The 22,728-nt window shown below is 65.8% G+C and carries 24 protein-coding genes and 3 pseudogenes; 22 read left to right on the forward strand and 5 right to left on the reverse strand.

The window, feature by feature from the left end; all coding sequences use genetic code 11:
- Positions 1-62: 62 nt before the first annotated feature.
- Both A9W99_RS12660 and A9W99_RS12665 read right to left on the reverse strand, forming a co-directional pair.
- A pseudogene (locus A9W99_RS12660) lies at positions 63-788 on the reverse strand (D-alanyl-D-alanine carboxypeptidase family protein); the annotation flags it as partial.
- Between the two features lie 44 nt (positions 789-832).
- Positions 833-2,629: an amidohydrolase family protein gene (locus tag A9W99_RS12665; protein WP_067377844.1), complete on the reverse strand. Its 1,797-nt coding sequence runs from the start codon at positions 2,627-2,629 to the stop codon at positions 833-835.
- Between the two features lie 101 nt (positions 2,630-2,730).
- On the opposite strand from A9W99_RS12665, the gene A9W99_RS12670 reads away from it, so the two are divergent.
- The 6 genes from A9W99_RS12670 to trmD all read left to right on the forward strand — a co-directional run bounded on the left by A9W99_RS12670 (position 2,731) and on the right by trmD (position 6,356).
- Positions 2,731-3,777 carry an AraC family transcriptional regulator gene (locus tag A9W99_RS12670; protein WP_067377847.1) on the forward strand — a complete coding sequence of 349 codons (1,047 nt, stop codon included), beginning with the start codon at positions 2,731-2,733 and terminating at the stop codon, positions 3,775-3,777.
- Positions 3,771-4,190, forward strand: coding sequence for a nuclear transport factor 2 family protein (locus tag A9W99_RS12675; RefSeq protein WP_067377850.1), 420 nt, complete (start codon positions 3,771-3,773; stop codon positions 4,188-4,190). Before A9W99_RS12670 ends, A9W99_RS12675 begins: the two co-directional genes overlap by 7 nt.
- 158 nt (positions 4,191-4,348) lie before the next feature.
- Positions 4,349-4,870, forward strand: a complete 522-nt coding sequence (gene rpsP / locus A9W99_RS12680) for a 30S ribosomal protein S16 (protein ID WP_067377853.1) — start codon at positions 4,349-4,351, stop codon at positions 4,868-4,870.
- A gap of 8 nt (positions 4,871-4,878) precedes the next feature.
- Positions 4,879-5,121, forward strand: coding sequence for an RNA-binding protein (locus tag A9W99_RS12685; RefSeq protein WP_003878715.1), 243 nt, complete (start codon positions 4,879-4,881; stop codon positions 5,119-5,121).
- A 24-nt stretch (positions 5,122-5,145) separates the two neighbouring features.
- Complete coding sequence (gene rimM, locus A9W99_RS12690) at positions 5,146-5,667, forward strand: ribosome maturation factor RimM (RefSeq protein ID WP_067377856.1); 522 nt, start codon at positions 5,146-5,148, stop codon at positions 5,665-5,667.
- A gap of 2 nt (positions 5,668-5,669) precedes the next feature.
- Complete coding sequence (trmD, locus tag A9W99_RS12695; RefSeq protein WP_067377859.1) at positions 5,670-6,356, forward strand: tRNA (guanosine(37)-N1)-methyltransferase TrmD; 687 nt, start codon at positions 5,670-5,672, stop codon at positions 6,354-6,356.
- 86 nt (positions 6,357-6,442) lie between these two features.
- On the opposite strand, the gene A9W99_RS12700 is transcribed toward trmD, so the two are convergent.
- Positions 6,443-7,387: a hypothetical protein gene (locus A9W99_RS12700; protein ID WP_067377862.1), complete on the reverse strand. Its 945-nt coding sequence runs from the start codon at positions 7,385-7,387 to the stop codon at positions 6,443-6,445.
- 275 nt (positions 7,388-7,662) lie between these two features.
- Between A9W99_RS12700 and rplS the strand changes: the two genes are divergently transcribed.
- The 4 genes and pseudogenes from rplS (at position 7,663) to A9W99_RS12720 (ending at position 10,033) form a co-directional block, all read left to right on the forward strand.
- Entirely contained in the window at positions 7,663-8,004 is a 342-nt protein-coding gene (rplS, locus tag A9W99_RS12705) for a 50S ribosomal protein L19 (protein ID WP_067377905.1), read from the forward strand.
- Between the two features lie 51 nt (positions 8,005-8,055).
- The gene (lepB, locus tag A9W99_RS12710; protein WP_067377865.1) at positions 8,056-8,940 is read left to right on the forward strand and encodes a signal peptidase I; all 885 of its coding nucleotides are present in this window, start codon (positions 8,056-8,058) and stop codon (positions 8,938-8,940) included.
- A gap of 2 nt (positions 8,941-8,942) precedes the next feature.
- Positions 8,943-9,720, forward strand: a pseudogene (locus A9W99_RS12715) (ribonuclease HII).
- Positions 9,721-9,727: 7 nt separating this feature from the next.
- Positions 9,728-10,033: a DUF2469 domain-containing protein gene (locus A9W99_RS12720; protein WP_067243032.1), complete on the forward strand. Its 306-nt coding sequence runs from the start codon at positions 9,728-9,730 to the stop codon at positions 10,031-10,033.
- 5 nt (positions 10,034-10,038) lie between these two features.
- Here the strand turns inward: A9W99_RS12720 and A9W99_RS12725 are convergent, their stop codons facing one another.
- Entirely contained in the window at positions 10,039-10,800 is a 762-nt protein-coding gene (locus A9W99_RS12725) for a GAF and ANTAR domain-containing protein (protein WP_067377870.1), read from the reverse strand.
- A 66-nt stretch (positions 10,801-10,866) separates the two neighbouring features.
- Entirely contained in the window at positions 10,867-12,222 is a 1,356-nt protein-coding gene (locus tag A9W99_RS12730; RefSeq protein WP_067377908.1) for a wax ester/triacylglycerol synthase family O-acyltransferase, read from the reverse strand.
- Between the two features lie 113 nt (positions 12,223-12,335).
- Here A9W99_RS12730 and A9W99_RS12735 point away from each other — a divergent pair, with 113 nt between their 5' ends.
- From A9W99_RS12735 to A9W99_RS12790, 12 genes and pseudogenes are all read left to right on the forward strand, one after another.
- Entirely contained in the window at positions 12,336-13,328 is a 993-nt protein-coding gene (locus A9W99_RS12735; protein ID WP_067377873.1) for an NAD-dependent epimerase/dehydratase family protein, read from the forward strand.
- A 91-nt stretch (positions 13,329-13,419) separates the two neighbouring features.
- A complete protein-coding gene (fdhD, locus tag A9W99_RS12740) occupies positions 13,420-14,241 on the forward strand; it encodes a formate dehydrogenase accessory sulfurtransferase FdhD (RefSeq protein WP_067377876.1) in 822 nt (273 codons plus the stop codon).
- A gap of 78 nt (positions 14,242-14,319) precedes the next feature.
- Entirely contained in the window at positions 14,320-14,547 is a 228-nt protein-coding gene (locus A9W99_RS12745; protein ID WP_067377879.1) for a deoxyribodipyrimidine photolyase, read from the forward strand.
- Positions 14,548-14,728: 181 nt separating this feature from the next.
- On the forward strand, positions 14,729-15,106 hold the full coding sequence (locus A9W99_RS12750) for a YraN family protein (RefSeq protein WP_067377882.1): 378 nt from the start codon (positions 14,729-14,731) through the stop codon (positions 15,104-15,106).
- Positions 15,106-16,527: pseudogene (locus tag A9W99_RS12755) on the forward strand (YifB family Mg chelatase-like AAA ATPase); the annotation flags it as partial. The gene A9W99_RS12750 and the pseudogene A9W99_RS12755, both read left to right, overlap by 1 nt.
- Positions 16,528-16,563: 36 nt before the next feature.
- Positions 16,564-17,961 (forward strand): recombinase family protein, encoded by a 1,398-nt coding sequence (locus A9W99_RS12760; RefSeq protein WP_067377885.1) that lies wholly within the window; start codon positions 16,564-16,566, stop codon positions 17,959-17,961.
- A complete protein-coding gene (locus tag A9W99_RS12765) occupies positions 17,962-18,348 on the forward strand; it encodes a hypothetical protein (protein WP_067377888.1) in 387 nt (128 codons plus the stop codon). It abuts the gene before it with no gap.
- Positions 18,349-18,464: 116 nt separating this feature from the next.
- Positions 18,465-18,683, forward strand: coding sequence for a hypothetical protein (locus A9W99_RS26570; protein ID WP_156623079.1), 219 nt, complete (start codon positions 18,465-18,467; stop codon positions 18,681-18,683).
- 175 nt (positions 18,684-18,858) lie between these two features.
- A complete protein-coding gene (locus A9W99_RS26575; RefSeq protein ID WP_156623080.1) occupies positions 18,859-19,686 on the forward strand; it encodes a hypothetical protein in 828 nt (275 codons plus the stop codon).
- Positions 19,683-19,961, forward strand: coding sequence for a hypothetical protein (locus tag A9W99_RS12780; RefSeq protein WP_156623081.1), 279 nt, complete (start codon positions 19,683-19,685; stop codon positions 19,959-19,961). The genes A9W99_RS26575 and A9W99_RS12780 overlap by 4 nt, the downstream gene beginning before the upstream one ends.
- Positions 19,962-19,982: 21 nt before the next feature.
- Positions 19,983-20,195 carry a hypothetical protein gene (locus A9W99_RS12785; RefSeq protein ID WP_067377899.1) on the forward strand — a complete coding sequence of 71 codons (213 nt, stop codon included), beginning with the start codon at positions 19,983-19,985 and terminating at the stop codon, positions 20,193-20,195.
- Positions 20,196-20,510: 315 nt separating this feature from the next.
- Positions 20,511-21,929, forward strand: a complete 1,419-nt coding sequence (locus A9W99_RS12790; protein WP_067377902.1) for a phage major capsid protein — start codon at positions 20,511-20,513, stop codon at positions 21,927-21,929.
- Positions 21,930-22,728: the final 799 nt, after the last annotated feature.

The following is a 22,728-nucleotide window of genomic DNA, read 5'->3' on the forward strand; positions in this document are numbered from 1 at the left end:
AATCCCCCGTTTCAGCGCGAGATTGGGGGATTTTACGTCTGCTCGGCCTAAAAGCCCGGATTCTTGCGGGCGGCGTTGGTGAATCCCGTCTTGCCGCCGATCGCGCCCGGGTAGCGCTGCAACAGCTCGTCCTGGTTGAGGATCGGCTGGTCACCGTGATCGCCGGGGAACATCGCCGACGGCTCGGCGGTGATGTGCGCGAACACCGGATTGGCCATCGCGGCCCGGAAGATGACGGCCAGGTCGTGCGCCGTGGACCACCCCGAGCCGCCGGGCCCGTCCAGACCGGACGGAGTGGCGGCCTGGGTGGTCACAGCGCCGAGGGCCGCCGCTTTGGAGTTCATCTTGGCGACGGCGGCGTCCTGGCCGCCCAGCATGTGTGCCAGCGTGTTGGCGGCGTCGTTGCCCGAAACCAGCAGCAGGCCGTCGAGCAGCTGGCGCGCCGTATAGGTGCGGCCAGGCTTGACGCCGACGCAGTTGCATTCGACCTGGGTGTCCGCGACCTCGGCGACGACGCTGGAGTTGAGGTCCAGCTCGTCCAGGACCACCAGCGCCAGCAGCACCTTGATGGTGCTCGCGGGCGGGTGGGCCACGTTCTGGTCGCGGTCGGCCAGCACCTGGCCGCTGTCGAGGTCGGCAACGATCCAGGTCTGGGCCGGGCCGTCCGGGATCGGCACCGAGCCGGCCGGCTGAACAGCAGTGTCGGCCCTCGAAATCGGAGATGCGGTCCCGGCGCCGACGACGGCGGCCGCCACCAGCGCAGCGGCGATGACCATGAGCTTTCGCATGGGCGCAGAGTCTAACTTCCCGGCCCGGGGAGGGCTATTTCTTGCTAGACAACGCTGACCACCGGCTCGGCCGCGGTCCGGCTGATCGCCGGGGCCGGCGTGTCGGCGCGCAGGAAGCTGCCGGTGCGCTGCGTGCCGACCACCTCGGTGGGCTCTCCGTTGAGGAAGACCGCGCGCCCTGCGACGAACACGGCGCTGACGGTGTCGTCGTTGCGGTTGACCATCCGCGACAGTCCGCCGTACTGCTCGACCTGCTGTTCGGCGTAGCTGTCGAGCGAGTCATCGAGGTGTGCGGGGTCGACGATCACCAGGTCGGCGCGGTCGCCCATCCGCAGATGGCCGGCGTCGAGCTGGTACCAGTCGGCCAGTTCGCCAGTGAGCCGGTGCACCGCCTGCTCGATGGTCAGGAATGGCGTGCCGGCCTGCTGGGCGTTGTGGACGTGGCGCAGCAGCCGCAGCCCGAAGTTGTAGAACGCCATGTTGCGCAGGTGTGCGCCGGCATCGGAGAACCCCATCTGGATGCCCTTGTCGCGGGCCATCTTCTTGAGCACCTCGGGGCGGTGGTTGGAGATGGTGGTGCGCCACCGCAGGGCGGTGCCGTGCTCGACGACCAGGTCCAGGAAGACGTCGACGGGATGCAGCCCGCCGCGGTCAAGTCCGACCTGCCCGAACGACTTTCCGATGACGGACGCATCGGGACATGCGACGATTTCGGCGTCGAAGAAGTCCCGGTGCCACACCCGCAGCCCGTACTTGTTGTCGTAGTCTTTGCGGAACCGCCGACGGTAGTCCTGGTCGCGCAGCAGGTCGTTACGCTCGTCCAGTTGTTCTTTCAGATGCATCGCCGCCGCGCCGGAGCCGAACTCCTCGAAGATCACCAGGTCGATGCCGTCGGCGTACACCTCGAATGGCACCGGCAGGTGCTGCCAGTGGAAGTTTCCGCCCAACTTGTTGACGAGCCGGGCCGCCGGACCCATCGCGGCGATCAGCCACGGGTTGGCCTTGATGTCCGCTGCCGAAAGCAGACTGGTCTTCAGCGGCCGGCGGAAGATGCCCAGCGACTGCACCACCTGGGATCCGACATTCAGCGGGTTTTGGATGTCGGGACCCGCCTGCAGCACCCGCCCGCTGCGTCGCAGCAGGGACTTCAGCCGGCGCAGCTCCCGCGGTTTCGCGTACGTCGACGGCAGGGTGCGCGAGCGGCAGATCTCGCCGTCGAGCTTGTCGAAAAGCAGTTGCTGTGACGACATGCCGACGAACCCGGCCCGTAACGCCTCGGCGAGCATTTGCTCCATTCGAGCCTGCTCGGCCTTGCTCGGGCGCACCTCCTTTCCGGTGGCGCGGTCCAGGCCCATCGTCGCGGCCCGCATGTCCGAATGCCCAATGAACGCAGCGACATTCGGCCCCAAGGGCCGTGCCTCCAGCGCGGCGATGTACTCCTCGCAGGTGCTCCAGGTCTTGTGGCGCTCGACCGTGCCGATGACGTGCTCGCGCGGGATCGCCTCCACCCGGCCGAACAGGTCACCGGCGTCTTCGGCGCCGACGTGGATGGTCGAGAGCGAGCACGAACCCACCATCACCGTCGTCACCCCGTGACGCAGCGACTCCGACAGCGACGGAGCGCCAAGCACCTCGACGTCGTAGTGGGTATGGATGTCGACCATGCCGGGCAGCACCCACTTGTCCTCGGCGTCAATGACCTGCGGGCAGCCCGATTCGTCGAGCGGCACTGCGCTGATGGCCACGACGTGACCATCGCGGATACCGATGTGGCGGATCGCCGACGGCGCGCCGGTGCCGTCGAACCAGCGGCCGTTGCGGATCACGGTGTCGAAGCTCATGGGGGGACGTTCCTTTCTGGGCGGCTCGTTGGCTCCCAGCATGCGGCCCCGACGGCGCCGGAGTCTTGACAGTTGCGGACGATTATTTGACATTTGTTGACATGTCGGTGGTGCGGGGGACGTCGCTGTCGGGTTATCCGCGCCTGGTCGCCGAACTCGGCGGCGATCCGGCCGAGTTGCTGCGCGCCGCCGGCATCCGGCCCGAAGACGTCGGCGAACATGAAGTGTTTCTGCCCTACCGCAGCATCATCGTGGCCATCGAGACCGCAGCCGCGGCGACGGCGACGCCCGATTTCGGCCGGCGGCTGGCGCTGCGGCAGGGCATCGAGATTCTTGGCCCGCTCGGGGTGGCCGCGCGCACCGCGGCCACCGTCGGCGACGCCTTCACGATTACCGAAACCTTCCTGAGCGCCTACAGCCCGGCCATCTCTGCGCGGATCGGCCCGGGCCCAGGGGTCGGCCAGTCGTTCTACGCATTCGAGATCTTGATCGAGCGCCCGCCGCCACACCCACAGACCACCGAACTGTCCCTCGGGGTGTCACTGCGGATAATACGATTCCTGCTCGGCGCGCAGTACGCACCCTTGACCGTGCACCTACCGCACCAGCCACTCACCGCGGCCGCCGACTATCTGGCCTACTTCGGCTGCCGGCCCTGCTTCACGCAGCCAACGGCGGGCTTCACCTTTCGCGCCGCCGATCTCACGCGCTCGCTCAACCCGGACACGCTCGCCCATCAAGCGGTCGTGCAGTACCTGACCGGGATCACCACGCATCAGCCAGGCATGACTCACTCGGTGCGCACCATGGTCCGCCAACTTCTGCCCACCGGCACCGCCAGCCTCGAGCTGGTCGCTGCCCAGTTCGATCTGCACCCCAGGGCGCTGCACCGCCGCCTGTCCGCGGAGAAAACCACCTTCGGCGAGCTCATCGACAGCGTGCGCCGCGAAACCGCCGAACACTACCTGCGCGACACCGACATCAGCCTGTCGCACCTGACCCGGGAACTCGGCTACGCCGAGCAGAGCGTGCTCACCCGCTCGTGCCGGCGGTGGTTCGGCTGCAGTCCGAGCCGCTTCCGCAGCGCGGCCCGGTCTGTCCCGCTGGGCCAGCCCGGCGCGCATCGTGTTCAATCGACGACATGCTGAGCCTGGAACAGATCTCGGATCGGCTGGAGATCCAGCAGCTGCTGGTGGACTACTCCACCGCCATTGACCAGCGCCGATTCGACGACCTGGACAAGGTGTTCACCCCCGATGCCTACATCGACTACACCGCCCTGGGCGGCATCGAGGGCCGATACCCCGAGGTGAAGCAATGGCTGTCGCAGGTGCTGCCGAACTTCCCGGTGTATGCGCACATGCTGGGCAACTTTTCCGTACGCATCGACGGTGACACCGCGTCCTCGCGCGTGATCTGCTTCAACCCGATGGTGCTCGGCGGCGACTCAGACAAGATCCTGTTCTGCGGCCTCTGGTACGACGACGAGTTCGTGCGTACACCCGAGGGCTGGCGGATGACCCGCCGCGTCGAGACCAAGTGCTTTCAGAAGGTCATGTGAGATTTCTGCGCGGCGGCCGCGTTCTGGCACAATAGGCGGCTGTCCGCTGCGCGACTACGGTTGCACAGTGGTCAGAAACGCGAGGCAAAACCGGATCCGGGCATCCCGCCCTGGTCGCTGAATTGCAGCGTGACACCTACAGGAGAAATCGCTTAACCATGGCTGTGAAGATAAAGCTCACGCGGCTTGGCAAAATCCGCAATCCTCAGTACCGCATCGCCGTCGCCGATGCCCGCACCCGCCGCGACGGCCGCTCCATCGAGGTCATCGGTCGCTACCACCCCAAGGAAGAGCCCAGCCTCATCGAGATCAACTCCGAGCGCGCCCAGTACTGGCTGTCGGTGGGGGCGCAGCCGACCGAACCGGTCCTGAAGCTGCTGAAGATCACCGGCGACTGGCAGAAGTTCAAGGGTCTGCCCGGCGCCGAGGGCACCCTGAAGGTCAAGCCCGAAAAGCCCAGCAAGCTCGAGCTGTTCAACGCCGCGCTGGCAGAGGCCGACGGCGGTCCCACTACCGAGGCCGCCAAACCGAAGAAGAAGTCGCCGGCCAAGAAGGCCAAGGCCGACGAGGCCCCCGCCTCCGAGCCTGAAAAGGCTGAAAAGGCCGAGCCTGAGAAGGCCGCAACGCCCGCCGAGCAGTCCGAGGGCGCCGAGCCGGCCGACACATCGAACGAAAGCTGACCGGCGCAATGAGTACCGTCGTCGTCGACGCCGTCGAGCATCTGGTCCGGGGAATCGTCGACAACCCCGACGACGTCCGGGTCGACATGGTGACCAGCCGGCGTGGACGCACCGTAGAGGTCCATGTTCATCCGGACGACCTGGGCAAGGTGATCGGTCGCGGCGGGCGTACCGCGACCGCGCTGCGCACCTTGGTCGCCGGTATCGGTGGCCGGGGCATTCGCGTCGACGTGGTGGACACCGACCAGTAGCGACGTCCTGCTCATGGAGCGCTCGTGGAACTGGTAGTCGGGCGGGTCGTCAAAGCGCACGGCGTCACCGGCGAACTGGTCGTCGAGGTCCGCACCGACGATCCCGAGACCCGCTTCGCGCCCGGTAACACCTTGCGCGCCAAGGCATCTCGTGAACCACGCTGGGAGCGCGACTTTGTCATCGAGGGCGTGCGTGAGCATGGCGCGCGCCTGCTGGTGCGATTGGCCGCAGTGACCGACCGTGATGCCGCCGACGCGCTGCGCGGCAGCGTGTTCGTCATCGACTCCGACGAACTGCCGCCGATCGATGAGCCGGACACCTACTACGACCACCAATTGGTAGGCCTGCGGGTCTATACGACGACGGGCCGGGATCTCGGCGTGATAGCCGAGGTGCTGCACACCGCCGCCGGCGAACTGCTTGCGGTCAAACGCGATTCGGGAGAGCTTTTGGTGCCGTTCGTCGCCGCGATCGTCACGTCGGTGTCGCTGGCGGACGGCACGGTCGAGATCGACCCGCCCGAGGGTCTGCTGGATCTGGGGTAGCGGTGCGCGTCGACGTCATCACCATCTTCCCGGCCTTCCTGGAGCCGCTGCGACTGTCGTTGCCGGGCAAGGCGATTGCAGCGGGTCTGGTCGACCTGCGGGTGCACGACCTGCGGCGGTGGACGCACGACGTGCATCACTCGGTGGACGACGCGCCCTACGGCGGCGGCCCGGGCATGGTGATGAAGGCGCCGGTATGGGGGGACGCGCTGGACGAAACCTGTTCCGGCGAGACGCTGCTGATCGTTCCCACCCCTGCCGGTTCGCTGTTCACCCAGCCCACCGCCCAGCGCTGGAGCGCCGAGACACATCTGGTGTTCGCGTGCGGCCGCTACGAAGGCATCGACCAGCGCGTCATCGAAGACGCCGCACGACGGATGCGGGTCGAAGAGGTCTCGATCGGCGACTATGTGCTGCCCGGCGGTGAGTCGGCGGCCGTGGTGATGATCGAGGCGGTGGTGCGGCTGCTCGGGGGAGTTCTGGGCAACCCCGCCTCGCACTGCGACGACTCACACTCACCCGGCATCGACGGGCTCCTCGAGGGGCCGAGCTATACCCGGCCACCGAGCTGGCGTGGCCTGGACGTTCCCGATGTGCTGCTGTCCGGGGACCACGCGCGAATCGCCGCTTGGCGTCGCGAGGTCTCGCTGCAGCGCACCCGCGAACGACGGCCGGAGCTTTTGGAGTGACGAGCTGGGGGCACCTCCTGCTTGCGGGGGAACGCAAAAGCACCCAAAACCGTTGCAGTTCAGGTACTTTTGCGTCTGCTCGCGAGTCAGATCCGGCCGTTGGGGAACATCGTCTTGACAGCCTGGGTGATGGTCTCGCGCGCGGTGGCGTCATCCGAGGGCTGCAGCGACTCGATCACCATGACGTAGCGCCGGTCTGCGCCGATCACCCCGGTCGACAGATGCAGCCAGTCACTGCCGATGCAGCACATCCAGCCCTGCTTGACCGCTACCGGTTCGGCGTACAGGCCGTCCGGAATGCCGAACCGCTGCGGATAGCCGTCGACGCCCGTGGGGGTGGACTGGGCCAGGTCGTTGAGGATGACCCCCGCCTGCTCCGTCGGCAGGCCGCCCGATCCGCTGAGCAGCAGGTCGTAGTAGCGAACCAGGTCGGTGGCCGAGCTGATGGTGTTCCACCAGCGACCGTCGCTACCCGGGGTGGTGGACGACAGTCCGTACCGGCTTGCGATCTGAGTGACGATGGCGTCGCCGCCGTCCTGATCCCAGAATCGCTGGGCGGCGTCGTCGTCCGAAGACCGCAACATGGCGTCGAGGGCCTGGCGATCCTCCGGGCTCAACGTGGCCTTGCCCTCGGATTCCCGTAGCAGCAGCTCATCGGCGATGAACAGCTTGGCCACCGACGCGGTGCCGACGATCTGGGCGTCGCCGTTGGACACCAGCTGATGGGTGACTCGGTCGAGAACGGCGATTGACAGAGTGGCACCGGCGCCGAGGGCTTCATCGGTCGCCCGCTGAACGCGTGCCTGCAATCCGCCGAGCCCGGCGTAGGGCAGCGCATCGGGCGGCATGGGCCGGGAGATGACTTGGAGCAGTAGTTCGGCCAGCTGGGGGGAGGGCTGCAGATTGCGGCCGGGTGCGCTGTTGACGGTTGGGCTCGGCGTCTTTGCCTCCACCTTCGCTTCGCACGCCACCACTACCACCAACACCACCGCCGCCGCGGCGGTGATAAGCGTCAGCGGCCGGACTCGCATCAGTCATATGTACCATTCACCAGCGACTTTCGCCGGTCACGAACCGCCAGGATTTCCTGTGATTTTCACTGCATGCGCAGTGTCTGGCACAATTGACCGGTTGTCTCCAGCGGTTGTCGGCCGGCCGGGTGCGCGACTCTGCGCGATCAAGCCAGTTGCCTCTCTGAGAGATACGCCAAGAAGCCCGAAACCCATCGGCTCGGTGACACCGCCGCACGACTTGACGTGTGGACGGCCCGCCCGCGAGCCGCGACCGCAAGGAAGTGCCTTCTACGATGAACAGGCTGGACTTCGTCGACCAGGCGTCGCTGCGCGACGACATCCCGACCTTCAACCCGGGCGACACCGTAAACGTGCACGTCAAGGTCATCGAGGGCGCCAAAGAGCGTATCCAGGTTTTCAAGGGCGTGGTGATCCGTCGTCAGGGCGGCGGTATCCGGGAGACGTTCACGGTGCGCAAGGAAAGCTACGGCGTCGGCGTCGAGCGGACGTTCCCCGTGCATTCGCCCAACATCGACCACATCGAAGTGGTGACTCGTGGCGATGTGCGTCGCGCCAAGCTGTACTACCTGCGTGAGCTGCGTGGCAAGAAGGCCAAGATCAAGGAGAAGCGCTGAGGCGCCTGCACGGTGTGAAGGCGTGCACACCGCGCTGGCTACGCTGATCCCGTGACCGAAACCACGGACTCGTCAGCCGAACACCGGCCCGAAGCTGATCCACCGTCGGAACCAGAGGTCCCCGGGGTGGAAGCCGCCGATGATCATGCGGACAAGGGCGGCGAGGAAGCCGAAGAGGATGAGTCGAAGCGGTCGGCCGTGCGGGAATTCGCGCTGCTGGCCGTGATCGCGATAACGCTCTACTACCTCGTGTTGACGTTCGTGGCACGGCCCTACCTGATCCCATCGGAATCCATGGAGCCCACGCTGCACGGGTGTCCCACCTGTGTCGGCGACCGAATCATGGTCGACAAGGTCACGTACCGGTTCGGCGCACCGCAACCGGGCGACGTCGTCGTCTTCCGCGGACCGCCGTCTTGGAACAGGAACTACAAGTCGATCCGCTCGTCCACCACCGCGGTGCGGTGGATGCAGAACGCGCTGTCGTTTATCGGTTTCGTGCCTCCCGACGAGAACGACTTGGTCAAGCGGGTCATCGCGGTCGGCGGGCAGACTGTGCAGTGCCGAAACGACACCGGGTTGACCGTCGACGGCAAGCGGCTCGACGAGCCGTACGTGGATCTGGCCACCATCAATCCCGCGCATCTGCCGCTGCCCCCCTGCCCGGGTATCGGAGGCACCAACGTTCAATTCGGTCCGGTGAAAGTCCCCGAGGGGCGATTATGGGTGATGGGCGACAACCGCACCCACTCGGCGGACTCGCGCGCCCATTGCGATGACGTCCCGGTCGACCGGGACCGGGGCGTGGTGTGCACCGGCGACCCGATGGAAGGCACTGTCCCCGTTGCCAATGTCATTGGCAAGACCAGGTTCATCGTGTGGCCGCCGTCGCGATGGGGTGGCGTGGGTTCGGTGAACCCCCAACACGGTCAATAGTCATGACCACGACGTGGCCGCCGCGGACGGTGATCCGCAAGGCTTCCGGATTGCGCACCCTGGAATCGGCGCTGCACCGAAGCGGCCTGGGCCCGGTTGCCGGAGTCGACGAGGTGGGTCGCGGCGCCTGCGCCGGCCCGCTGGTGGTGGCCGCGTGCGTGCTCAGGCCCGGACGCTTGGAAAGCCTTGCCGCCCTTGATGATTCGAAGAAGCTCACCGAGAAGGTGCGCGAGCGGCTGTTCCCGTTGATCCGCCGGTATGCGCTGGCATACCACGTGGTGTTCATCCCGTCGGTCGAGGTCGACCGGCGCGGCGTGCACATCGCGAACATCGAAGGCATGCGACGCGCCGTGGCCGGGTTGTCGCTCCGGCCCGGTTATGTGCTCAGCGACGGTTTTCGGGTGCCTGGGCTGGCGGTTCCGTCGCTGCCGGTGGTCGGCGGAGACGCGGCTGCCGCCTGCATCGCCGCGGCCAGCGTGCTGGCCAAGGTCAGCCGGGACCGGTTGATGGTGGCGATGGACGCCGAGCACCCCGGCTACGGCTTCGCCGAACACAAGGGGTACTGCACGCCGGCGCACAGCCGGGCGCTGGCCCGGCTCGGGCCCTGCCCCGAGCACCGCTACTCGTTCATCAATGTCCGGCGGGTGGCGAACGGGTCGGGCACGCGGCTGGTGGCCGAGTTCAGACCCGACCCTCCCGCTGAGCGTGCCGAATAGCGGTGAGGAAAGATGGGATGCGGCCCGCGCAAAATGGCATCGAGAAGGACGTCTGAGCAGATGAGTGGCAGATGAGCGCAGAAGATCTCGAAAAGTATGAAACCGAGATGGAGCTCTCGCTGTACCGCGAATACAAGGACATCGTCGGTCAGTTCAGCTACGTCGTGGAGACCGAGCGGCGGTTCTATCTGGCCAACAGCGTCGAGTTGATGCCACGCAACGCCGACGGGGAGGTGTACTTCGAGCTGCGTCTTGCCGACGCCTGGGTGTGGGACATGTACCGGCCGGCGCGGTTCGTCAAGCAGGTGCGGGTGGTCACCTTCAAAGACGTCAACATCGAAGAGGTCGAGAAGCCCGAGCTGCGGCTGCCCGAATAGCGGTCCTAGGTGTTGGGGAGGGACTTGTCGTCCTCGAACGTCGGCTTTCCGCGGTGCTCGATGACCGTGCGGGCCACGTCGGCGAGCTTGATGTTCAGGTCCTGGGAGTAACGCCGCAGCACGTTGAACGCATCCTCCTCGGACGTGTTGTTTAGCAGCATCAACATGCCGACGGCCTTGCCGATCTCCCGGTTGCTGAGCAGCCCTCTGCGCAGCGTGGCGGCGTCTTCGCCCTGACCGATCGCGTTGATGGCCACGCTCGCGAACGATGCCAGCACGGTGGCTTGTCCGGCGGACTCCTTGTCGAAAGCGTTGGGCGTGTCGCTGAACAGGTTGAGGGCGCCGGTGTGCTGCCGGCCGACCAGCAATCTGAACCCCATCGCGCCGCGCACCGGGGTCTCGTCGATCAGACGGGCGGCCAGTTTCGGCCACAGGCACGGCGTGGTCAGGTCGGGTTCGATCTGCGGGGTCTCGTCCTCGATGGCATCGACGCAGGGTCCGTCGCCGGCTGCTCGTTCCAAGTCGTCGACGTGCTGGGCGATGCGGTCACTGGCGCCGACGGTGACATATCGGCCGTCGCGGCGTACCAGCATGCTGGCGTGGTCGCAACCGGAAACGATCAGCGTCGCCGCGACACAGATCGCGGCGTATACCTCAGAGGGATCTGAGCCCTGGTAGATGATCTCGGCGAGCGCAGCGAAGACGGTCGCGGGATCCGCTGTCGTACCGCCGGGCCGTGACTCCACGTCGTTCGCTTCTGCCGCCATGTTCTTCCTCTGCTGCCACCGTCCAGGCCGTTCTATTGGCCGAGACTATCGGTAGCAGGCGGGCGGTTATATGCCAACGGCCATTTCCAGGTCTTTCAGCGAGGTCTCCAAGTGCCCGAGCAGGCGCTGCAGGTGCGGAACGCTGCGCCGGCACCCGACGAGCCCGAAGTCGAGAGTCTGCGCGTTCGTTGTGACAGTGATGTTCACTGCCTGGCCGTCCAGCGCAATGGACAGCGGGTAGTTGCCGACCATGCGCGCGCCGCGCCAATACAACGGCTCCTGGGCTCCCGGCACGTTGGAGATCACGATGTTGAACGGCGGGGGAGCGGTGCGGATGAATCCCGGGATCAACCCGAGGAACAGTCCGCCGGTCATGAAGGCGGACAGCGCCAGCTGCTGCGCTCGGGGCAACCCTGTGAACACCTGCTTGCTGTCGCACATCGAATCATTGATTCCGGCAAGGCGTTTGGCGGGATCCTTGACATCGGTGTGCAGGTTGCACAAGACAGTGCCCACCATGTTGCCGCCGCCTTCATCGGATTCCTTCCGCAAGCTCACTGGGACCATGGCGATCAGCGGCGTCTCGGGAAGCGCATGCTGCTCGATCAGGTAAGCGCGCAGCGCGCCCGCCGACATCGCCAGCACGACGTCGTTGAAGGTGACGTCGGCGGCGGCCTTCACGGCCTTGATCCGGTCGATCGCCCACGATTGCGCGGCGATGCGCCGGGCACCGCCGATGCGAACGTTGAACATCGACTTGGGTGCCCGGAAGGGGAAGGTGAGCTGTTGCTCGAGCAGGGCGGCACGCGCAAGCGACACCGTCGACGGGGCGAGAGCTGCCGACGACCCCAACGTCCTGGTCAGTATGTCCAGCGGCGACGATTGCCGACCCTTGTCGGGACGCTGCCGCGGCTTGAGCGCCCATGGCACCCGGACCTCGTCGTCCTTCGGATCGGGGGTGAATGCCCGCTGCAACAACTTCAGCGCCGACACGCCGTCCATCAGCGAATGGTGGAACTTGGTGTAGACCGCGTAGCGGCCGTCGTTGAGTCCTTCCACCAAGTGCCCTTCCCACAGCGGCCGGTGCCGGTCGAGTGGGCTGCCGTGCAGCAGCGAGGCCAGCTCGAGCAGCTCACGCACCCGCCCGGGGCGGGGCAGCGCCGACCGGCGGAAGTGGTAATCGAGTTCGACATCCCTGTCGAAAGTCCACGCGACGTTGGTGACCGGACCGAAGAACGCGGGATGCTTACGGAATGTGGGCTGCACGTCGGTGCACCCGAGCATTGCCTGGTAGGCGTCGGTCACGAACTCCAGGCCCGCACCATCGGGCGGCTGGAACAGCTGCAGGCTGCCGACGTGCATCGGGTGTTCGCGGGATTCGCCGAGCAAGAACATGGAATCGGCAGGTGCGATGGGCCTCATAGTCATTCCTCCGCGGTAGGCGTGTCCCAGCATGGATAGCCACGCCGGCCTATCGGCACACACACTTGAAGTCATTCGTTTGGGTGACGGTATGGGTGGGAAGGCCCTCTCAGATGAGCTTGACTGTCGCGGTCACCGGGCCGACCGGAGAAATCGGCATCTCTGCAGTGACGGCGCTCGAGCGTGAACCGGCCGTCGAGAAGATCATCGGGATGGCGCGTCGGCCGTTCGACCCGGCGCAGCGCGACTGGACCAAAACCAGCTATCAGCAGGGCGACATCCTCGACCGCGACGCCGTGGACGCACTGGTTGCGCAGGCCGACGTGGTGGTCCACCTGGCGTTCATCATCATGGGGTCGCGGGAGGAAAGCGAACGCGTCAACCTGCAGGGCACCCGCAACGTGTTCGAGGCCACCGTGGCGGCCAACGCGGCCGCACAGCGGCCACGGCGGCTCGTCTACACCTCGTCGGTCGCCGCCTACGGGTACCACTCCGACAACCCCGTCCCGCTGACAGAGGACGTTCCCGCGCGCGGCTCCGAGGAGCACTACTACTCCGCGCAGAAGGCCGCCTGCGAGCGTGTTCTGGCCGAGGTGACCCAGGGGTCTGCGCTGGAGGTCTTCGTGCTGCGGCCGTGTATCGTCGCCGGGCCCGGGGCGCACGCGCTAGCCGAAGCGATGCCGTGGAATCAGCTGCCCGCTGCGGTGCGAACAGCCACGAAGGTGGTGCCGGCGCTCAAGCCCGTGGTGCCGGACCCTGGAATCCCGTTGCAACTGGTCCACCACGACGACGTTGCGACCGCGATCGCGCTGGCGGCCACTACACCCGCGCCGCCCGGGGCGTACAACATCGCCGGCGACGGCTTGGTGACCGTCGCTGACGTGGCCAAGGCGCTGGGCGGCCGTCCGATTCGGGTTCCCGCCGCGGCCGCATCGGCGGCCTCGGCTGCGCTATCCCGCTTGCCGTTCGTGCCGTCCGCGCTGGAATGGCTGCACGCCGCGAGGACCTCGGTCGCGATGGATACCACCAAAGCCAAGCGGGAGTTGGGCTGGCGTCCGTCGCACTCGTCGGCACAGACTCTGGCGGCGCTGGCTTCCTCAGTCTGAGATGGTCCGAGGCAGCGAGGTACGTTGAGCGCGTGAGGATCCAGCGTTCGGTCCCGCGTGACCTGCGCGCCGCCCCGGCCGAAACGACGCGATGCGGCACGTAATCTCACGACGGCGGGTCAAGCACCTGACGGCCGGCGAAACCGTCACCCGACCCGAAACCCTGGTGGTCGAGGAACCGCTGGAGATCCGCGTCAACAACGCCCCGCTCACCGTGACCATGCGCACGCCGGGCTCGGATATCGAACTCGCGCAGGGCTTTCTGCTGACCGAGGGGATCATCACGGACCGCGGCGACATACTGAGCATCCGCTACTGTGGCGGGCGCGGCGAGGACGGTGTCAACGCGTACAACGTGCTGGACGTGACATTGGCGCCCGGCGTCAAACCGCCCGATCTCGACATCACCCGCAACTTCTACACGACGTCGTCGTGCGGCGTCTGCGGCAAGGCAGCGCTGGATGCCGTGCGACTGATCAGCCCTTTCTCACCCGGTGACGATCCGGCCGTCGTCGCCGCCGCCACGCTGCGGGCGATGCCCGACCAGCTTCGGGGCGCCCAAAAGGTCTTCGCCAGCACCGGCGGGCTGCACGCCGCGGCGCTGTTCGGCGTCGACGGCATCATGCACGCCGTACGCGAGGACATCGGCAGGCACAACGCGGTCGACAAGGTCATCGGCTGGGCGCTGGAACATGACCGGATACCGCTGAGCGCCTCGGTGCTGCTGGTCAGTGGGCGGGCGTCGTTCGAGTTGACGCAGAAGGCTCTGCTGGCCGGGATTCCGGTGCTGGCCGCCGTGTCCGCGCCGTCATCGCTGGCGGTTTCGCTGGCCGAGGAGTGCGGCATCACCCTGGTGGCATTCCTGCGGGAGGACTCCATGAACGTCTACACCCGGGCGGACCGGATCGGCTGAGACGGTGGTTGGGATTGCCGGTGCGTGGGTAGCCGATCGTATCGCTTTACACGGCTTTACCCAGCTGAGGAGACGGCCATGCTGCACGGACTGCTTCTAGCCGCCCAAGACAATCCCCAAGCAGCAGGTCTGATCCTGCGCGGGATCAAAGGCATCTTCGTCGCGATCGGCAGCATCATCGCCGCCATCATCTGTGCGGTGATCGCCGGGATGAAGGGACGCAGCGCCCTGGGCTGGGGCATCCTCGGGCTGTTCTTCAGCATCTTGACGCTCATCGTCGTCATCATCATCCCCAGCAAGAAGTAGCCCGGCGGGAGCGTTGACTTTGCGCTGAGGGCGGGGCTCTCTCGCACTTTTGCGCCGTAGCCGCAGAATCAACGACGGTGTCTTGTGGATGGGCGCCCGACTGGGGATAACTCACCGCGGCGCCGGACTGGAAGGGCACAGACGACACGCGTTGTCGGCGCGGCCGTGCAGCGTGGCCCGCATGACGACCCCTAAGACACTGACCCGAATCCAGCTCGGGGCGATGGGTGAGGCGCTCGCGGCGGATCACCTCACGAAGATGGGCCTGCGAATCCTGGACCGCAATTGGCGTTGCCGCTACGGCGAGCTGGATCTGATCGCGTCCGATCCGATGACGAACACCGTGGTGTTCGTCGAAGTCAAGACGCGTACCGGAGACGGCTACGGCGGGCTGGCCCAGGCCGTCACACCACGGAAGGTACGCAGATTGCGCCGGTTGGCAGCGCTGTGGCTGGCCGGCCAAGACGGCGGCTGGGCGGCAGTGCGCATCGATGTGATCGGAGTGCGGGTCGGGCGCCGGCGCGTCCCGGAGATCACTCACCTGCAGGGAGCCGGCTGATGTCGCTGGGGCGCGCGTTCTCGGTTGCGGTGCGTGGACTGGACGGAGAGATCGTGGAAATCGAAGCCGACATCACCTCGGGGCTGCCGGGCGTGCATCTGGTGGGTTTGCCCGACGCCGCCCTGCAGGAGTCCCGCGACCGCGTCCGCGCGGCGGTCACCAACTGCGGCAACGACTGGCCCCAAGCCCGCCTCACGCTCGCATTGTCACCGGCGACGCTGCCGAAAATGGGTTCCGTCTACGACATCGCCCTGGCCGCCGCGGTGCTGTCAGCGCAGCGCAAGACGCCTTGGCACCGGTTGGAGAAGAGCGTGCTGTTGGGGGAGTTGTCGCTGGACGGGCGGGTCCGGCCGGTACGCGGCGTGCTGCCCGCCGTGCTGGCCGCCAAGCAGGACGGCCGGCCCTCCGTCGTGGTTCCCGCGGCCAACCTGGCCGAGGCCAGCCTGGTGGACGGCATCGACGTCTGGGGTGTTCGCACGCTGAGACAATTGCAGAGCTGGCTCAACGGTTCGGCCCACCTCGAGGACAGGATCGACTCGGCGGCAACACCGTTGGATTCCTCAGTGGACCTGGCCGACGTGGTGGGCCAGTCTCAAGCGCGGTTCGCCGTCGAGGTGGCTGCGGCCGGGGCACATCACCTCATGTTGACCGGGCCACCCGGTGTGGGCAAAACGATGCTGGCGCAACGTCTTCCGGGAATACTGCCCCCGCTGTCGGACAGCGAGTCGCTGGAGGTCACCGCGATTCACTCGGTGGCCGGCCTGCTGTCGGGTGATACCCCGCTGATCACCAGACCGCCGTTGGTGGCGCCCCATCACAGTTCCAGCGTCGCCGCACTGGTCGGCGGGGGTTCGGGAATGGCCCGGCCGGGTGCGGTGAGCCGCGCCCATCGCGGCGTCTTGTTCCTCGACGAATGCGCCGAAATCAGCGTCAGAGCGCTGGAAGCATTGCGAACTCCGCTGGAAGACGGCGAAATTCGGCTGGCCCGCCGCGACGGCGTGGCCTGTTACCCGGCTCGCTTCCAGCTGATACTGGCCGCCAACCCCTGCCCATGCGCACCGGCAGACCCGCGGGACTGCATCTGTGCCGGGGCGGTCAAACGGCGGTACCTGGGTAAGTTGTCCGGGCCCCTGCTGGATCGCGTGGACCTGCGGGTGCAGATGAATCCGGTACGCGCAGGGGCATTTTCGGCGTCGGGCGGTGAGCCGACGGCTCGGGTTCGCCATCGGGTGACCCTGGCCAGGGGTGCTGCCGCCGAGCGCTGGCGACCACACGGATTTCGGACGAATGCGGAAGTAAGCGGGTCTCTGTTGCGGCAAAGATTCCGCCTTGGCACCGCTGCAATGGACCCGTTACGCAGGTCGCTGGACAGTGGCCTGCTCAGCATCCGGGGTGTCGACCGTACCTTGCGCGTCGCGTGGCAACATAAATAGCGGAACTGATGTTATGGTCGAGCCATGCGCGCCGCCGTTTACCTCCGCCAGTCCCTTGACCGCTCAGGCGCCGGCCTGGGCATCGACCGCCAGCGCGAAGACGTTCGACGACTGATAGAGGCTCGCGGGTGGACCCTGGCGGGCGAGTTCGTGGACAACGACGTGTCGGCGCTGTCTCGTAAACCGCGCCCGCAGTTTTCGGCGATGATGGCCGGAGTTGATGCGGGGGAGTTCGACGTCATCGTTGCCCGCCACATGGACCGGCTGTTGCGGCGGCTCTCCGAGCTTGAGAGCACGCTTGAGCGGTGCCAGGCGGCTGGGGTTGCGATTGTCACCGCATCGGATGGCGTGGACACGTCCACGGATGGCGGCAGGTTGGTCGCTCGCATCCTTTCGTCGGTGGCTCAGGGGGAAGTGGAGCGAAAAGGAGCGCGGCAACAATCTGCCGCGATTCAGGCGGCCAAGGCGGGTCGCTGGGTGGGCGGACGCCGGCCGTTCGGATACGAGAAGGACGGTGTCACCATCCGCGAGACGGAGGCCGCCATGATCAAGGCGGCCTATGTCGATGTGTTGGGCGGTGAGTCGTTGAGCGAGATCGCGCGGCGGTGGAACGCATCCGGCGTGAAACCGGCGCAAAGCGACAAGTGCTGGTATCGGGGAACGGTCAAGGATGTGTTGACCAATCCCCGGCACGCCGGATTGCGTCGATACCGCACGCCAGAGGAGCTGGCGAAGATCCGTCAAAATCCGGAGCTGGGCATTGTGGGTAAAGCGCAGTGGGACGCCATCATTGACGAGACGACCTGGCGGGCAGCAGTGCGTATTTTGACCGACCCGCGAAGGCACACTGGGCCTGCTGGCTCCAAGGGGCTGCTGACGGGGGTTGGGGTTTGCGGGGCTTGCGGGCAAACGGTGCACCGTGGAGGGGCCGCGCACGGCCGTCCGATGTACCGGTGCATCAGCGGTCGCCACGTGTCGCGCATGTCCGAACCGGTGGACGAGTACGTGCAGATGGTTGTGGTCGAAAAGCTGAAACAGCCAGCTGCCGCGCGGCTTTGGGCCGCTGAGTTGCCTGACGCCGACGAGCTGATGGCTGAGGCCGACAAGCTGCGTCGGGAGCGCGATGGCATCGACCAGGACCGCGCAACTGGACTCATTGACCGAGTGCGGTGGCGCGCCATGAACGAGCGAATCAGTCAGCGCCTAGGGGACATTGAGGCCAAGCTGGCCGCAGCTGGGTCGTCATCGCCGCTGTCCATCGTTGCCAGCGGACACGTGGAGGAGACCTGGGCCGGTCTGACCGTGGCCCAGCGGCGCAACATCATCGCGGCACTAATGACCCCGGTATTACATCTGCCCGGTCGTGGGACACGAACATTTCGGCCCGAGACGGTCGAAATTCGTTGGAAGCAAGGGGATTAAGTGACAACTGCGGACTACTGGCTACCCCAACCCGGTCGGCCCAAGATCAAGCTTCTAGATGAGCGCGGTCGAACGGTGTGCGTGTTCGGCTGGTACAAGCACACGCAAGGCGCGCTGGCACCGTGGGCCACTGGTGAAGAGTGCTGGATACCCGAGAACAAGCCGCAGCGCGACAAGCAGCGACGCCGAATGCTTCAGTCCGACAACAAGTACAGGCCAGGGCACCAGACACCATCACCGATGCAAAGCAGCCCGGATGGCCGGTATTACCTTGTGCTTCCCGGCCTGACCCTGCGATGGGAAAAGGTGGGTCCGATCCTGGACCGGCTTGCAGAACGCAACGAGAAGCGACTCACCATCGCGCAGCTACGCCAGTACGCCAGCTAAGAGTGTTAGTGTGTAATCCAGCGAGCGGGCACCGTATCCCGTAGCAGCGCATTCCCGCGCCAGCTTCTCAGAGCCGCCCCACAAGGCGGCTCAGCCCTCATTTCCGAGGTGAGAAGTTGTCCGTCCAATCAACAACCTGGAAGCAGAAGCGCGGCCAGCTGGCCAGGCAATCCAAGGACCTACCCCCCGGCCACCCAAAGCTGGAAGAACTTCGCCGAGATATCCGAGCCGAACGACTGGCCGAACAAGCCAAGAAAGTCGTTGACGCAAGTCCTTCATTGACCGACGCCCAAATCGACCACATCGCCGCCATCCTCCGGGCCGGTCGAAAGTGAGGAGTCGCAACCGGCCAAACGGTCCACCCAAAAGCGAAGGCCGGGTTTGGAACCCGGCCTTCGCGGAAGCGGTAGTTGCCAAAACCACCTTCACCACCAGCCGTCACCACACGGCCGGCGCTTCTGATCCTAGCGGCACCCGGCGACGTGGAGGCGGCGCGACAGGCGGTACGTGATGAGCGGGCAGCTGGTCGGTGAAGTGATCGCGGCGGCACAGCAATTACGGGAATTGGGCTTGTCACCAAATGGGTTCCATGCGCTGATTGCTATCGCCGAGAAGTGCCACCACGTAACCCGGCAAGCGCCAGTCCGGCGGGAGTGGATACAGGCCGCGATCTATGGCAGTAGCTCCTCACGGAGCGCAGAACGCGCTGTGCGGGAGCTACGCGACCTGAAGCTGATCGACGTGTTGAAGCGCGGGTACAAAGCGCCCAATCAAAAGGCAATGGCGTCCACGTATCAACTAATGGAGCTGCCGCCACCCAGGGTGGCGGATGCTGAATCGGAAGCTCCCGCCGTCCAAGGGTGGCGGGAGCTAGCTGCCGCCAAATCCGTTGAAGCTGCTGCCATATCGGGCCAAGCTGCCGCCACCCAGGGTGGCGGGCTTGACGGTTGTCTTGACGGTTATCTTGACGGGGTCGCGCGCGTGGGCGCGTGGGCGCGCGAGGCACCAATTGATTCCCCGGACTCCCGTAGCGGCGCTGACGCGGCGCCCCCAAAAAATCAAACTCAAAACCAAGAACAAGAACACGCGCCTAACGGCGCGGGCGAGGAAGAGAAGAAACCCAGACCCCAGATCGGCGGAATGGTCCACAGGGTTCTCAAATCAACCAACATCGACCGGGCAGGACACCCACCTTCACGGCAACTGGATGACAGTGTCCGTGAAGAACGCAACCGATTCTTGGATCGCTTGGCAGGCGTTCCGGATTGCGACGAATGTGACGACGACGGCTACCTGCCCGACGACACCCAGTGCTGGCACGGACAGCAGCTCGCATGAGCACCAAACCTGGGGTGATTGGCTATCGCGGCGCTCACATGCGGGTGCTGGCCGCCAGGGGCCGCGCGTCGGCGTACCCGTGCGTGGGTGATTGCGGACGCCCAGCAGCGGATTGGGCCTACGACAACGCCGATCCCGACGAACTGGTCAGCACAGTCAACGGCGCGCCCCGCCGCTACAGCCTGGACCCCGCCCGGTACCAGCCGATGTGCCGGCCCTGTCACAAACGCTTCGATCACACCCACCGCGCGTTGCGCGTATACGCAAGCTGGTGACCACAACCCGAAAGGACCGCAATGACCGATCACCCAGAAAACTATGACGAGTACTACCACTGCACCGACGCCCAGCGCTGGCGGCTGGCCGAGATGGAAGTGCTGGACGATCTGATGGATGACCAACAGCGCGGGCTGGAACGCCTTGCTGACGAGGACTATTTGGGACTGTGTTTCTTCGGTGACCGGGATGACTGGGTGGATTCGCGGCTTTCACGGAAACCGCCGAAATGACGATGGACGTGTTGGTGGCTGGTTGTCGGGTTCGCGGGTTATCGTGGTGTTGCGACCGGCCTAAGTGCAGCCCGATCCCAACGGATCGCGCCGCCACCGGAAAGGCCCAGGGGGGTCGGACTGCTGGCAAGCCAACGCCCGGTTCGCATTCGGTTCGCCCGCGCAGGTCACTGCCCGGTTAGCGGCCAAACCCATTTCGCGTGGATAGCAGAACGCAATTGCCGCGTGGCCCCGTCACCCTTACTTGGCGTGGTGGCGGGAGCCGCGTCGGTCCCCCCGAAACCCCATGCAGCCCTTTACCTCTAGGAACACGAAATGACGATTGAAACTCTCACCAGGGATGCGGCTGCGGCGCGCATGGTGGAATTGCACGAGCGGATCACCGAGCTTTCCGGCAAGCACAGGCTGTCCAAGTCCGATGAGCAGGAATTCACCGAAGCTGACGCGGAATTCGCCGAACTGCAGCGCCACGTGGAGCGCATGGACCGTTGCGCTGTAATCGCGAGCGCTGCCGGTGAGGGGTCGGCAACGCTGAAGATCGACCGTGGCGTTGACCCCTACGCGGGCCAGGACGCCGTCGCCGAGCGCCTTCACAGCGGCCAGCGGGATAGTGCCCTTCGCGCGCTGGAGCGTGCCGTCAAGGGCGGCCTGGCCGCCCGCAGCGCCGAAGTCGTTGAGCGCCTTGTGGACACCGGCCCCGACCATGAGCGCAGCTGGGCGGCGCGATGGGTGACCGACACCGGCAGCCCTGAGTACAGGTCGGCGTGGGCGAAATTGGTGTTTTACGGCGAAACGCGGGCCAGCCTTGAGTGGACACCGGCCGAACGCGCCGCGTATGACCGGGTGTCCCGGCTTAAGCAAGAACAGAGAGCCATGTCCTTAACGGATTCAGCCGGGGGCTTCCTAGTGCCATTTGAGTTGGACCCCAGCGTGATCATCACGAACGCGGGAAGTTCGAATCCGCTGTTGCAGATCAGTCGTGTAATCCAGACGGTCAGCGACATTTGGCACGGAGTGTCCAGTGCCGGCGTCCAGGCTTCCTGGGATGCGGAGGCAAGCGAAGTCTCCGACGACTCACCAGCTTTGGCCGAACCCGCCATCCCGAACTACAAGGGGGCAGCGTTCATTCCGTTTTCCATTGAGTTGGCCGGGGACGCGCCGACACTTGTGTCGGAGATCGGAAAGCTGCTAAGCGACGGGATGTTGCAGCTTCTCAACGACGCGTTGACCACCGGGTCCGGCACCGGAATGCCCACGGGCATCATCACCGCCCTGACCGGCACGTCCAGCGTGGTCGCCGCCGCCACCGCTGACACGGTGACCGCCGCTGATGTGTACAACGTGCAGTCGTCGTTGGGGCCGCGCTGGCAGCCCAACGCCCGCTGGTGCGCAAATCTCGCGATCCTGAACAAACTTCGCCAACTTGAGACGGCGAACGGGTCGCTGGTGTTCCCTGAGCTACGGAACGATCAGCCCACTCTTGCGGGCAAGCCGGTCCATGAGTTGAGCAACATGAGTGGGTCGCTGGGTGGTGGGGCCGGCAACGACTCCGTGCTGCTGTACGGCGACTTCTCCAACTTCGTCATCAGCCAACGGATCGGCAGCGCGGTGGAACTGATCCCACACCTATTTGGCAGCAACCGGCGTCCGACAGGGCAGCGAGGCATGTACATGTACGCCAGGTTTGGGAGCGACAGCGTCAACGATGCCGCCTTTCGGCTGTTGACCGCCTAAGACTTCCGTGGGACGGGAAGCCCAGGGCCTCACTCGTTTAGCCACAAGCGGGTGAGTGCTTCCCGTCCCACGGAACCCCGCTTGCTCAACAGGACTGCGCTAAATGACCTCCACCACATGCCTCACCTCAGCTGTGTGCCTCACCTCAGTTGCATGCCTCAGGCCACCTGCAACCTTCAGGCCACCCTCTCCGCTGCCACCTTGGTGCCCGCCCTGCCACCAACCTGCACCGTGGGCCTTCAGCTGACCTCCACCACCAACCTCAGGGACAGCGACCACCTCCGCCGGCCTCACCTCCACCGACCACCTCCAACCAGCCCACCTCCGCCGACCAGCCACCTCCGCCGACCCCACCTCAGCGCAGCCTCCACCACCCACCTCGGCCTCAACACAACCTCCACCCTCGGCCCGCCTGCCTCAGCTGACACCCACAGCTGCAACACCTTCAGGTCCCGCTTAGCTCGCTCACCGGCGTTCATGGTGTCCAGTTTTCCCGAACACACCGACACACACGGGAATTCACCCATCCACGCACGTCAACACCCGAAAACCACGCTGCAGCAACGATTAAGCCAGACCGGTGGTTTTTGTCCAGTTGCGGGGAGGGCGACAACCTCCGGGGTGGGAGCGTTTGTCGGAGGCGTGTTCGCGATGGAGGTGGTCCCCCCGTGGGTGGTGAGGTGGGGTGATGCCTGAAGCCAGGCCGAGGTGGGTGGTGGGGGTGCGGTCCCCGCAGAGTGTGCATGACATCGTGCAGAAGCAGCTGCGGGACACAGACCAGCGGCGGCAGTTGTTGGAG

This window comes from Mycobacterium sp. 1164966.3, from assembly GCF_001665395.1.
Taxonomy (GTDB): domain Bacteria; phylum Actinomycetota; class Actinomycetes; order Mycobacteriales; family Mycobacteriaceae; genus Mycobacterium.